Source organism: Sphingopyxis lindanitolerans, assembly GCF_002993885.1.
GTDB lineage: Bacteria > Pseudomonadota > Alphaproteobacteria > Sphingomonadales > Sphingomonadaceae > Sphingopyxis > Sphingopyxis lindanitolerans.
The window spans coordinates 87,666-99,163 of record NZ_CM009578.1 but is presented as its reverse complement, the minus strand read 5'-3'; the positions used below and the strand labels follow the sequence as shown (position 1 = coordinate 99,163).

The following is an 11,498-nucleotide window of genomic DNA, read 5'->3' as shown; positions in this document are numbered from 1 at the left end:
CTTACCCCTTCATCCGGTTGGCATCGTCGACGGCAATCGTGCCGCGGCCGCGGAAATAAATGACGAGAATGGCGAGACCGATGGCGGCTTCACCCGCGGCCACCGTCAGCACGAACATCGCGAACACCTGCCCGACGAGATCGCCAAGCGCGGCGCTGAACGCGACGAGGTTGATGTTCACCGCGAGCAGGATCAGCTCGATCGCCATCAGGATGACGATGATATTCTTGCGATTGATGAAAATGCCCAGCACGCCAAGCGTGAACAGCACCGCCGAAACGGCGAGATAATGGCCGACGGAGATCACAAGTCCATCCCCTGCCCGACGCCCGGATCGACGAGCCGTGTCGCCTCCCACGGGCGACGTCGGTTCTGCGCCGAAATATTCTGTGTCCGCGTGCCGCCGCGCTGGCGATGGGTCAGCGCGATCGCGCCGACCATCGCGACGAGCAGGACGATCCCCGCCGCCTCGAACAGGAAGATGTAGCGCGTATAGAGCAGCTCGCCGATCTGCTGGATATTACTGGTGTCGCTGGTGATCGGCGCCGCGCGCGCCGCCAGGTCGACCCCGCCCGCCTGCCACGCGCCGACCGCAAAGACGAGTTCGGCGGCCAGGATGATCGCGACGAGCGCGCCAAGCGGCAGGTAACGCACGAAACCGGCGCGCAATTCGGCGAAATCGATGTCGAGCATCATCACCACGAACAGGAACAACACCGCGACCGCGCCGACATAGACGATGACGAGCAGCATCGCGATGAACTCCGCCCCCGCGAGCAGCATCAGCCCCGCCGCGTTGAAGAAGGCGAGGATCAGCCACATCACGCTGTGGACCGGGTTGCGCGCGAAAATGACCATCGCCGCGGCGGCGATGGTGATGGTCGCGAACAGATAAAAGGCGATGAGTTGGATCATGCCGCGATCCTCCCCCAACGGGGGAGGGGGACCATGCGAAGCATGGTGGAGGGGCACAGGCCCGCATCCACTGCGTTCGACACCATGTGCCCCTCCACCACCCTGCGGCCTCGCGGGAAGCAACGCGCCCCGCGCGTTCCTTCTTTCCGCTCGCTCCCCCTCCCCGTTCCGGGGAGGATCATGTTGACTGAATCCATCATCGCGGCGCCCTTACCGGTAGGGCGCGTCGGCGGCAAGGTTAGCCGCGATCGCGCGTTCCCATTTGTCGCCATTGGCGAGCAGCTTGGCCTTGTCATACAGCAATTCTTCGCGCGTTTCCGTCGCATATTCGAAATTCGGCCCCTCGACCACCGCATCGACCGGACACGCTTCCTGGCAAAAGCCGCAATAGATGCACTTGGTCATGTCGATGTCGTAGCGCGTCGTGCGGCGCGAACCGTCCTCGCGCGGCTCGGCCTCGATCGTGATCGCCTGCGCCGGGCACACCGCTTCGCACAGCTTGCACGCAATGCAACGCTCCTCGCCGTTCGGATAGCGCCGCAACGCATGCTCGCCGCGAAAACGCGGCGACAGCGGGTTCTTCTCGAACGGATAGTTGATCGTCGCCTTCGGCTTGAAGAAATATTTGAGCGTCAGCCAATGGGCCTGCACAAATTCCCACAGGGTGAAGGTTTTGATGAGGTGGGCGATGGTGCTCATGAATACCTCGTCAGCATCAGATAGCCGGAAATCAGGAAGATCCAGATCAGCGAGATCGGCAGGAAGACCTTCCAGCCCAGCCGCATGAGTTGGTCATAGCGATAGCGCGGAACGGTCGCCTTCACCCATGAAAAGGCGAAGAAGAAGAACAGGATCTTCGCGAACAGCCAGATGATGCCCGGAACGGCATAGAGCGGCGCCCAGTCGATCGGCGGCAGCCAGCCGCCCCAGAACAGCACCGCGTTGAGGGTGCACATCAACAGGACGTTGGCATATTCGCCGAGCCAGAACAGCGCGAAGCTCATCGACGAATATTCGGTCTGATACCCCGCGACCAGCTCGCTCTCGGCCTCGGTCAAGTCGAACGGCGTGCGCGACGTCTCCGCCAGCGACGAGATGAAGAACAGCACCGCGAGCGGGAAGAGCAGCAGGTTGAAGCCGAACGCGTTGACGATGCCCAGCCCATGCCCCTGCTGCGCCTTGATGATCTCGTTCAGGTTGAAACTGTCGGCGAACAGCACGACGCCGATCAGGATGAAGCCGATCGACACTTCATAGCTGATCATCTGCGCCGAGGCGCGCATCGCGGAGAAGAAGGGATATTTCGAGTTCGACGCCCAGCCCGACAGGATCACGCCATAGACGCCGAGCGAGCTGATCGCGAGGATATAGAGCAGCCCGACATTGATGTCGGCGAGCACCGCGCCCGAATTGAACGGGATCACCGCCCACGCCATCAGCGCGACGGTGAAGGTGATGATCGGCGCGATCAGAAACAGCCCGCGGTTCGCGCCGCTCGGGATGATCGTTTCCTGAAGGAACACCTTCAAACCATCGGCGAAGCTCTGGAGCAGGCCGAAAGGCCCGACCACGTTCGGCCCGCGCCGCAGCGCCATCGCCGCCCAGATCTTGCGATCGGCATAGATGATCATCGCCACCGCGAGCATCAGCGGCAGCGCGATGAGCAGGATGCCGCAGATGGTGGCGACGCCCCACGCCCAGTCGGGGGCCATGCCCCAATTGATGAAGGTTTCGGTCATTCCGCCGCCTCCGCATAATCACCGCCGTGGAGGATTTCCTCCGAGCAGCGCTGCATCGTCGGCGAGGCGCGGCAGATGGCGTTGGTCAGATAGAAATCCTTGATCGGCGACGGGATCGCGCGCGCTTCGGGCTTGGCGGGCAGCTTGGGCGGCGCCCAGCCATAATCGGCGAGGCCCTCGACCCCCAATGCCGGCACCGCGGCGACCATCGCCGCGCGGCACGCATCGAAACTGTCGAAGCCGAGCGACACGCCGAGCGTATCGGCGAGCGCGCGGAAAATGCTCCAATCCTCGCGCGCGTCGCCGGGAGCGAACACCGCCTTGTCGCTGCGCTGGACGCGGCCTTCGGTGTTGACGCTGGTGAAATTCTTCTCGGTCCACGCGGCCGCCGGCAGGATGACGTCGGCGGCGTGCGCGCCCTTGTCGCCATGATGGCCGACATAGACCTTCAGCGTCCCCGCAAACGCCGCGAAATCGACCTCGTCGGCGCCGAGGAAGAAAGCGAGCTTCGGCTTGGCCGCGATCACATCCCTGATCCCGCCCGGCTGTGCATAGCCGAGCATCAGCGCGCCCATCCGCGCGGCGGAGAAATGGACGACGTTGAAGCCGTTCCAGCCCTGCTTGACCGCGTTCACCGACTTGGCGAGCGCCAGCGCCGCGCCATGGACGCCGGGCACCGACAGCGCGCCGCCGCCAAAGATCAGCATCGGCCGCTCGGCCCCCTTCAGCGCGTCGAGCGCCGCCTTGGGCAGTTTCGCGACCAGCGAGGCATCGTCGCCGAGCCATGCGACCTTGTAAGTCAGGTCGATCTCGGGACCGATCCCGAACACCTTCGCGCCCTTTTTCCACGCCGCCTTGCGGACGCGCGTGTTGATCAGCGGCGCTTCCCAGCGCAGGTTCGTGCCGACGAGCAGGATCACGTCGGCATTCTCCGCCTCCGCGATGCCGGTATTGAAATTGACCGCCGACAGGCTGGTGACATCATAGTCGAGGCCCGTCTGACGTCCCTCGAACAACGTGCCGCCGAGCGCGGTGACCAGCGCCTTTGCCGCGAACATCGTCTCGCAATCGGCCATGTCGCCCGCGATCGCGGCGACCGACTTGCCGGCCTTCGCATCCTTGATCGCCGCGAACGCTTCGGCCCAGCTTGCTTCGACAAGCTGGCCGCCCTTGCGGATGTAGGGCCGGTCGAGGCGGCGGCGGACCAGCCCATCGACATGGTGGCGCGTCTTGTCGCTCGCCCATTCCTCGTTCACATCGTCATTGACCCGCGGCAGCACGCGCAGCACCTGGCGCCCGCGGCTGTCGATGCGGACATTGGTGCCGACCGCGTCGCTCATATCGATGCCGAGCGTCTTGGTCAGTTCCCACGGCCGCGCCTCGAAAGCATAGGGCTTCGACGTCAGCGCGCCGACCGGGCAGAGGTCGACGACATTGCCCGAAAGCTCGCTCGCCACCGCGCGTTCCAGGTAGGAGGTGATCTGCATATTCTCGCCGCGCCCGATCGCGCCGATATCCTCGACGCCCGCGACTTCCTCGGCAAAACGGACGCAGCGCGTGCACTGGATGCAGCGCGTCATCACGGTCTTGACGATCGGCCCCATATATTTCTCGGTGACCGCGCGCTTATTCTCCTCATAGCGCGTCGCGCCGCGGCCATAAGCGACCGACTGGTCCTGCAAATCGCATTCGCCGCCCTGGTCGCAGATCGGACAGTCGAGCGGGTGGTTGATGAGCAGAAACTCCATCACCCCTTCGCGCGCCTTCTTGACCATCGGGCTGTCGGTCTTGATGATCTGCCCCTCGGCAGCGGGCAGCGCGCACGACGCCTGCGGCTTCGGCGGCCCAGGCGCGACCTCGACCAGGCACATGCGGCAATTGCCCGCGATGCTCAGGCGCTCATGATAGCAGAAACGCGGGATTTCCTTCCCCGCCAGCTCGCACGCCTGCAGCACGGTCGCGCCCTGCGGGACGTCGATTTCTATGCCATCTACGGTAACTTTAGGCATTATTCGGCTGCCTCTTTCGACTTGTCGGATTCAGCCGCAAAGCGGCTCGCGAGATGGTAATAGGCCCGCAGCGCCGGACCGCGAAAATCACTGATGCTCATGCGCAGCGTCTGCCCCGCCGACCAGCAGCCCGCGATTTGCGGTTGCAGCCTGCCGATGATCGCCTTTTCCTCGGCACTTGCGATATCGGTCAGCGCGAGCGCCCGAACGCCTTCGGAATCGCGCCGTGAAACGCAATCGCCGAGCATGTACAGCATGTACCAGTTCTGCAATGCCGAGAACCGCGCGGCGTCCGCCTCGCGTTCCTTTGCCGACATTTTGGCGAGCAATTCGGGGGCCGTCGCCTGAGGTAACGGAATGTCAGTCGGGCTCAATGTCGACAGGTCAGGGCCGGAAGAGGAATACTCGAGACGGATCAATGCGTTGGCAAGCATTTGATGCAGCGTTTCGCCCGGAAACCGCAACTGGCTGATGAAATAGCCGCTTGACTTGTGGGGCAGGCATTCCTTGTCGAGCAATTTGGGAAATCGCGTGTCGACGTCTCGACGGCTCAGAAACACGACTTCGCGCGCCTGTTCGGGCCGCTTCTTGACGATGCAATCGGCAAACGCCTTGGCTGACCGCAATGCGTCCGTCTGCGACGACTCCTTGCCGCTGGCACCGGGCGCAATGTGGGTTGTGGCGACCAGTGCCGTGCAGGCAAGCACAGCACGCCCGATCTGTCGCATAAGTCCGAGGCGCGTCGGCAATTTCACTCAGCCGCCTCCAGCGCGCCGCCATTATCGCGGATGCGCCGTTCCAGTTCGGGCCGGAAATGGCGGATCAGCCCCTGGATCGGCCACGCCGCCGCGTCGCCCAATGCGCAGATGGTGTGGCCTTCGACCTGCTTGGTGACGTCGAACAACGTGTCGATTTCGCCGATGTCGGCGTCGCCGGTGCGCAGCCGCTCCATCACGCGCCACATCCAGCCGGTGCCTTCGCGGCACGGGGTGCACTGGCCGCAGCTTTCATGCTTGTAGAAATAGCTGATGCGGCTGATCGCCTGGACAACGTCGGTCGACTTGTCCATCACGATCGCGGCGGCGGTGCCGAGGCCCGAGCCGAGCGCTTTCAGCCCGTCGAAATCCATCGGCGCGTCCATGATCTCGGCCGCCGGCACCAGCGGCACCGACGAGCCGCCGGGGATCACCGCGAGCAGATTGTCCCAGCCGCCTCTTATGCCGCCGCAATGCTTGTCGATCAACTCGCGGAAGGGGATGCCCATCTCTTCCTCGACGACGCACGGGCGTTCGACATGGCCCGAAATCTGGAAGAGTTTGGTGCCCTTGTTATTCTCACGCCCGAAGGAGGAGAACCACGACGCGCCGCGCCGCAGGATCGTCGGGACGACCGCGATGCTCTCGACATTGTTCACGGTGGTCGGGCAACCATAGAGGCCCGCGCCCGCCGGGAACGGCGGTTTCAGGCGCGGCTGGCCCTTCTTGCCCTCAAGGCTTTCGATCATCGCGGTTTCTTCGCCGCAGATATAGGCGCCGGCGCCGCGATGGACGAAGACGTCGAAATCATAGCCCGACTTGGCGGCATTCTTGCCGAGCAGCCCGGCGTCATACGCCTCCTGCACCGCGGCAAACAGCGTCTCCGCCTCGCGGATGAACTCGCCGCGAATATAGATATAGGCGGCGCGCGCGCGCATCGCATAGCCCGCGATCAACGCGCCTTCGATCAGCTTGTGCGGATCGTGACGGATGATCTCGCGATCCTTGCACGAACCGGGTTCGGATTCGTCGGCGTTGATGACGAGGAAGCTCGGGCGGTCGGCGCGCGGCTCCTTCGGCATGAAGCTCCACTTCAGGCCGGTCGGAAAGCCCGCGCCGCCACGGCCGCGCAGCCCCGACGCCTTGACCTCTTCGATGATCGCGTCCTGGCCGCGCGTCATCAAATCCTTGGTCTTGTCCCAATCGCCGCGCGCCTGCGCGGATTTGAGGTTCCATGGCTGGAAACCATAGAGATTGGTAAAGATGCGATCCTTGTCGTGGAGGCTCATGCGCCATCCCCCAATTTCGTCATTGCGAGCGCAGCGAAGCAATCTCCAGCGCGCAACTCACGCGCAGCGCTGGAGACGATCGCTGGAGATCGCCGCGTCGCTTCGCTCCTCGCGATGACGGAAAACAGAACGGTCATCACCACGCCTTCCGGTAATCATGGTTGGCCTTGACCATCTCGACCAGCGTCGTCGGGCCGCCCTCGGGCTCGCTCGTATGGCGCTTGGGGTTCTGGGGGCCGGCCTTGGGCTGCTTGCCCGCCGCCAGATCGTCGAGGATGCGGACCATCGAATCATAGTCGAGGTCTTCGTAATTATCGTCGTTGATCTGGACCATCGGCGCGTTGGTGCAGGTGCCCATACACTCGACCTCGGTCAGCGTGAACAGCCCGTCGGGGGTCGTCTTGCCCTTGGTCATGCCGCGATTCTTGCACGCGGCCATCACATCGTCCGACCCGCGCAGCAGGCACGGCGTCGTCCCGCACACCTGCACATGATAGCGGCCGACCGGCGCCAGATTATACATGGTGTAGAAGGTCGCGACCTCATAGGCGCGCATGAACGGCATATCGAGCGCGGCGGCGACATATTCGATCACCGGCACGGGCAACCAGCCCTGCGTCTGCGTCTCGGCGCCGACCTGGCGCTGCGCGAGGTCGAGCAACGGCATCACCGCCGAACGCTGGCGCCCCGCGGGATAGCGCGCGACGATCGCCTTCGCCTTCTCGGCATTTTCCGCCGTCCACGCAAACGCGCCCCAGCGCGCGCGAGTTTCGGTTTCGTCGGGGATTTGGGGTGCGTCAGCCATGCGCAGAAACCTTCGAGCCTTTTTTAACGGCGAGCTGCGCAAAATACGCGCCCACCCAGAGCAAATTTGCAGCCGCGAGTTCGCCGCCCACGTCTAATCCACGAACGAAATGCAAGTAGCTGAACGCAAGCGCAGCACCGAGGCCCATAGTATGAACGACATCCAATAGCCTCATCACCGATCGCACTCCCCGAACACGACGTCGATCGCACCGATGATCGCGGTGGTGTCGGCGAGCATGTGGCCCTTCGCCATCATGTCCATCGCCTGCAAATGGCTGAACGCGGTCGGGCGGATCTTGCAGCGGTACGGCTTGTTGGTGCCGTCGCTGACCAGATAGACGCCGAATTCGCCCTTGGGGCTTTCGGTCGCGACATAAACCTCGCCCGCCGGGACGTGGAAACCCTCGGTATAGAGCTTGAAGTGATGGATCAGCGATTCCATCGACTGCTTCATCTCGCCGCGCTTCGGCGGGACGACCTTGCGGTCGAGGCTGGCGATCGGGCCGCTCGGCATATCGCGCAGGCATTGCTTGATGATCTTCGCCGACTGATAGACTTCCTCGACGCGCACCATGAAGCGGTCGTAACAGTCGCCGCGCGTGCCGACCGGAATCTCGAAATCCATCGCGGCATAGGCGTCATAGGGCTGCGACTTGCGCAAATCCCATGCGATGCCGCTGCCACGGATCATCGGGCCGGAGAAGCCCCATGCCAGCGCATCTTCCTTGCTCACCGTCGCGATATCGACGTTGCGCTGTTTGAAGATGCGGTTGTCGATCACCAGGCTCATCGCGTCGCCAAACAGCTTGGGCAGCCGCGTCTCGCACCATTCGCCGATGTCGACAAGCAGCTTTTCGGGGACATCCTGATGAACGCCGCCCGGACGGAAATAGGCGCTGTGCATCCGCGCACCCGATGCGCGCTCAAAGAAGTTCAGGCAATCCTCGCGCAGCTCGAACACCCACAGGTTCGGGGTCATCGCACCGACGTCCATGACGTGCGAGCCGATGTTGAGCATATGATTGCAGATGCGCGTCAGCTCGGCGAACAGAGTGCGCAGATATTGCGCGCGCGCCGGCACCTCGAGGTCGAGCAATTTCTCGATCGCGAGCACATAGCTGTGCTCCATGCACAGCGGCGAGCAATAATCGAGCCGGTCGAAATAGGGCAAAGCCTGCAAATAGGTCTTATATTCGATCAGCTTCTCGGTGCCGCGATGGAGCAGCCCGACATGCGGATCGACCCGCTCGATGATCTCGCCATCAAGCTCCATCACCAGGCGCAGCACGCCGTGCGCCGCGGGGTGCTGCGGGCCGAAGTTGATCGTGTAATTGGTGACCGCCTGGTCGCCCGCGGTGTTCGCGGTATCGACCGGATAGCCCTCGAACATGTCGCCGCCATAATGTTGAACGGTGGGAGAGTCGGTCATGCGTCACCTCCTGCCTTGGGCTTGCGCGGCGCGCGCGGCTTGGCCGGTGCCTTTTCGGCCTTGGTCGTTGCGGGCGTCTTCGCGGCCTTCGTCGCGACCTTGGCGCTCGCGCCGTCGCGGCTGGTCTTCGCGGCCTTCAAATTGGTCTTCGCCCCTGCCCCGGTCTGTGCCGGTTTTTCCGTGGTCTTCGGCGTCGGCGGCGGCGCCTTCTTGTCGGCGGCCTCGTCGGCCTTCTTGACCGCTTGCGCGGTCATCGGGGTCGGCGCGCCCTTGCCCGGTGCTTCGCCGGTGCCGCCGGCCTTTTCGTCGCCCGGCAGCACATAGTCGGCGCCTTCCCACGGGCTGAGGAAGTCGAAACTGCGGAAATCCTGCGCCAGCTTCACCGGCTCATAGACGACGCGCTTGTCCTCTTCGCTGTAACGCAGCTCGATATAGCCGGTCAGCGGAAAGTCCTTGCGCTGCGGATGCCCCTGGAAGCCATAGTCGGTCAGGATGCGGCGCAGGTCGGGGTTGCCCGCGAACAGCACGCCATACATGTCGAACACTTCGCGCTCGAGCCAGCCGGCGACCGGCCAGATCGGCACGATGCTCGGCACCGGGGTCGCCTCATCGGTCGAAACGCGCACGCGCAGGCGGTGGTTCTTGGTCACGCTGAGCAGGTGATAGACGACCTCGAAGCGTTCGGCGCGGTCGGGATAATCGACCCCGGCGATCTCCATGAGCTGCTGATAGCCCAAATTGTCGCGAAGGCTGATCATCACCCCCGCGATCGCCTCGCGGCGCACGGTGATGCTGTCCTCGCTGACCGCGAAGACATGGTCGATCAGATCGTCACCGAGCAGCTTCGCCAGCGCGGCGCCAACGCCCTCGCGGGGCGCGACCAGGGGAGCGGGACTGGCCATCAGCGTTCGATCGTTCCGGTGCGGCGGATCTTCCGCTGCAACTGCATCACCCCGTAAAGCAGCGCTTCGGCGGTCGGCGGGCATCCGGGGACGTAAATGTCCACCGGCACGATGCGGTCGCAGCCGCGCACCACCGAATAGCTGTAGTGATAATAGCCGCCGCCATTGGCGCAGCTACCCATCGAGATCACATATTTGGGGTTCGACATCTGGTCGTAAACCCGGCGCAGCGCGGGCGCCATCTTGTTGCACAGCGTTCCCGCGACGATCATCACGTCGGACTGGCGCGGGGATGCGCGCGGCGCGGCGCCGAAGCGCTCCATGTCATAGCGCGGCATGTTGACGTGGATCATCTCGACCGCGCAGCACGCAAGCCCGAAGGTCATCCACCACAGCGAGCCGGTGCGCGCCCAGTTGAACAGATCCTCGGTCGAGGTGACGAGGAATCCCTTGTCGCCGACCTCGCTGTTGAGATCGTCGAAGAAGCCCGCGTCGGGGTTGGTGCCCGGAGCGACCGGCATCTGGCCGGGAGTCACGATGGTTGTGCTGCTCATTCCCATCATTCCCAATCCAACGCGCCTTTTTTCCACGCATATACAAGGCCGATCGCAAGCTCGGCGAGAAAGACCATCATCGTCGCCCAGCCGGCCCAGCCGATTTCCTTGAGGCTGACCGCCCAGGGAAAGAGGAACGCCGCTTCGAGGTCGAAGATGATGAAGAGGATGGCGACAAGGTAGAAGCGCACGTCGAACTGGCTGCGCGCATCCTCGAACGCGGGGAAGCCGCATTCATATTCGGTCAGCTTCGCCGGGTCGGGCTTGTGCGTGCCGGTCAGCCGCGCGACGCCCATCGGCAGGAAGACGAACGCCGAGGACAAGCCAACGGCGATGACCAGAAAGATCAGAATCGGCAGATATTGCGTAAGATCGACCATGGGAGCTCGCAGTCCGTTTTGAGGCGTTTACCACCCTTTGTTGCGCGCGCTTTAGGCCAGTGCGCCGCGCCTCGCAAGCACCGCGGACAGGATTTTCGTTGCCGTTGTGACCAAATGCACAATGGGCGCTGGCCCGACCGCCCATAGCTGTGTTACGCCGCCTGCGTGGGTCGGCATTTCGGGCGATTATCGCCCGCATTTCAACTAGGGAGCTGACATGCGATCATTTTCATTCGGGACTGCGCTGGGAATGGCGGCCGCGCTCGCACTTTCCGCGACGCCGGCGCAGGCCGAGCTGGTCAATGCGAAGAATCCGGCGACGATCAAGGCGATCATCGAATCACAAGGCTGGCCTGCCACGCTCGTGACCAAGGCCGACGCCGACCCCTATATCGAAAGCAACCGCAACGGCATCAAATTCCTGGTCATCTTCATGAATTGCGAAGACCATCAGAATTGCAAGACGATGCAATATTACATGGGTTTCAGCGACGCCAAGGACGTGTCGCTCGACCGCTTCAACCAGTGGAACCGGGAAAAGCGCTTTGCGCGCGGTTACAAGGATGATGAGGGCGACCCGGTCCTGGAAATGGACGTCGACGTCGATTTCGCGGGCATCCCGCGCGAAAATGTTGCCGACAGCTTCAACACCTGGGCGTCGCTGATGGACAGCTATCGCGAGTTCATCTTCGAAAAATAAGCCGGTCCAGCCCTCTCCC

The 11,498-nt window shown here is 63.4% G+C and carries 14 protein-coding genes; 1 reads left to right on the top strand and 13 read right to left on the bottom strand.

Going from position 1 to position 11,498, the window contains the following annotated elements:
* Position 1: 1 nt before the first annotated feature.
* The 13 genes from nuoK to CVO77_RS00555 form a co-directional block, all read right to left on the bottom strand.
* Positions 2–307 (bottom strand): NADH-quinone oxidoreductase subunit NuoK, encoded by a 306-nt coding sequence (nuoK, locus tag CVO77_RS00615; protein ID WP_053554267.1) that lies wholly within the window; start codon positions 305–307, stop codon positions 2–4.
* Positions 304–915 carry an NADH-quinone oxidoreductase subunit J gene (locus CVO77_RS00610; protein WP_105997423.1) on the bottom strand — a complete coding sequence of 204 codons (612 nt, stop codon included), beginning with the start codon at positions 913–915 and terminating at the stop codon, positions 304–306. The genes nuoK and CVO77_RS00610 overlap by 4 nt, the downstream gene beginning before the upstream one ends.
* A gap of 210 nt (positions 916–1,125) precedes the next feature.
* Positions 1,126–1,614 carry an NADH-quinone oxidoreductase subunit NuoI gene (gene nuoI / locus CVO77_RS00605; protein ID WP_105997422.1) on the bottom strand — a complete coding sequence of 163 codons (489 nt, stop codon included), beginning with the start codon at positions 1,612–1,614 and terminating at the stop codon, positions 1,126–1,128.
* Complete coding sequence (gene nuoH / locus CVO77_RS00600) at positions 1,611–2,654, bottom strand: NADH-quinone oxidoreductase subunit NuoH (RefSeq protein ID WP_105997421.1); 1,044 nt, start codon at positions 2,652–2,654, stop codon at positions 1,611–1,613. Before nuoH ends, nuoI begins: the two co-directional genes overlap by 4 nt.
* A complete protein-coding gene (gene nuoG, locus CVO77_RS00595; protein ID WP_105997420.1) occupies positions 2,651–4,663 on the bottom strand; it encodes an NADH-quinone oxidoreductase subunit NuoG in 2,013 nt (670 codons plus the stop codon). The genes nuoH and nuoG overlap by 4 nt, the downstream gene beginning before the upstream one ends.
* Complete coding sequence (locus tag CVO77_RS00590) at positions 4,663–5,418, bottom strand: hypothetical protein (RefSeq protein ID WP_146130791.1); 756 nt, start codon at positions 5,416–5,418, stop codon at positions 4,663–4,665. The genes nuoG and CVO77_RS00590 overlap by 1 nt, the downstream gene beginning before the upstream one ends.
* Positions 5,415–6,707 carry an NADH-quinone oxidoreductase subunit NuoF gene (nuoF, locus tag CVO77_RS00585; RefSeq protein ID WP_105997418.1) on the bottom strand — a complete coding sequence of 431 codons (1,293 nt, stop codon included), beginning with the start codon at positions 6,705–6,707 and terminating at the stop codon, positions 5,415–5,417. Before nuoF ends, CVO77_RS00590 begins: the two co-directional genes overlap by 4 nt.
* Before the next feature lie 136 nt (positions 6,708–6,843).
* Positions 6,844–7,512, bottom strand: a complete 669-nt coding sequence (locus CVO77_RS00580; RefSeq protein ID WP_105997417.1) for a complex I 24 kDa subunit family protein — start codon at positions 7,510–7,512, stop codon at positions 6,844–6,846.
* Positions 7,505–7,690, bottom strand: a complete 186-nt coding sequence (locus tag CVO77_RS00575) for a hypothetical protein (RefSeq protein WP_146130790.1) — start codon at positions 7,688–7,690, stop codon at positions 7,505–7,507. The genes CVO77_RS00580 and CVO77_RS00575 overlap by 8 nt, the downstream gene beginning before the upstream one ends.
* The gene (locus CVO77_RS00570; RefSeq protein WP_192878901.1) at positions 7,687–8,904 is read right to left on the bottom strand and encodes an NADH-quinone oxidoreductase subunit D; all 1,218 of its coding nucleotides are present in this window, start codon (positions 8,902–8,904) and stop codon (positions 7,687–7,689) included. The genes CVO77_RS00575 and CVO77_RS00570 overlap by 4 nt, the downstream gene beginning before the upstream one ends.
* 35 nt (positions 8,905–8,939) lie before the next feature.
* Positions 8,940–9,845 carry an NADH-quinone oxidoreductase subunit C gene (locus tag CVO77_RS00565; RefSeq protein WP_105997414.1) on the bottom strand — a complete coding sequence of 302 codons (906 nt, stop codon included), beginning with the start codon at positions 9,843–9,845 and terminating at the stop codon, positions 8,940–8,942.
* The gene (locus CVO77_RS00560; RefSeq protein ID WP_106000539.1) at positions 9,845–10,399 is read right to left on the bottom strand and encodes a NuoB/complex I 20 kDa subunit family protein; all 555 of its coding nucleotides are present in this window, start codon (positions 10,397–10,399) and stop codon (positions 9,845–9,847) included. The genes CVO77_RS00565 and CVO77_RS00560 overlap by 1 nt, the downstream gene beginning before the upstream one ends.
* Positions 10,400–10,404: 5 nt before the next feature.
* Complete coding sequence (locus CVO77_RS00555) at positions 10,405–10,779, bottom strand: NADH-quinone oxidoreductase subunit A (protein ID WP_105997413.1); 375 nt, start codon at positions 10,777–10,779, stop codon at positions 10,405–10,407.
* Between the two features lie 217 nt (positions 10,780–10,996).
* Here CVO77_RS00555 and CVO77_RS00550 point away from each other — a divergent pair, with 217 nt between their 5' ends.
* Positions 10,997–11,479, top strand: coding sequence for a YbjN domain-containing protein (locus CVO77_RS00550; protein ID WP_105997412.1), 483 nt, complete (start codon positions 10,997–10,999; stop codon positions 11,477–11,479).
* Positions 11,480–11,498: the final 19 nt, after the last annotated feature.

Excerpts from the sequence above, each read along its gene's own strand:
- CVO77_RS00570 (WP_192878901.1), bottom strand. The coding sequence starts at position 8,904 with ATGTTCGAGGGCTATCCGGTCGATACCGCGAACACCGCGGGCGACCAG.
- CVO77_RS00550 (WP_105997412.1), top strand. The coding sequence starts at position 10,997 with ATGCGATCATTTTCATTCGGGACTGCGCTGGGAATGGCGGCCGCGCTC.
- CVO77_RS00580 (WP_105997417.1), bottom strand. The coding sequence starts at position 7,512 with ATGGCTGACGCACCCCAAATCCCCGACGAAACCGAAACTCGCGCGCGC.
- CVO77_RS00555 (WP_105997413.1), bottom strand. The coding sequence starts at position 10,779 with ATGGTCGATCTTACGCAATATCTGCCGATTCTGATCTTTCTGGTCATC.
- nuoI (WP_105997422.1), bottom strand. The coding sequence starts at position 1,614 with ATGAGCACCATCGCCCACCTCATCAAAACCTTCACCCTGTGGGAATTT.
- nuoH (WP_105997421.1), bottom strand. The coding sequence starts at position 2,654 with ATGACCGAAACCTTCATCAATTGGGGCATGGCCCCCGACTGGGCGTGG.
- CVO77_RS00565 (WP_105997414.1), bottom strand. The coding sequence starts at position 9,845 with ATGGCCAGTCCCGCTCCCCTGGTCGCGCCCCGCGAGGGCGTTGGCGCC.
- CVO77_RS00610 (WP_105997423.1), bottom strand. The coding sequence starts at position 915 with ATGATCCAACTCATCGCCTTTTATCTGTTCGCGACCATCACCATCGCC.
- CVO77_RS00560 (WP_106000539.1), bottom strand. The coding sequence starts at position 10,399 with ATGAGCAGCACAACCATCGTGACTCCCGGCCAGATGCCGGTCGCTCCG.
- nuoF (WP_105997418.1), bottom strand. The coding sequence starts at position 6,707 with ATGAGCCTCCACGACAAGGATCGCATCTTTACCAATCTCTATGGTTTC.
- nuoG (WP_105997420.1), bottom strand. The coding sequence starts at position 4,663 with ATGCCTAAAGTTACCGTAGATGGCATAGAAATCGACGTCCCGCAGGGC.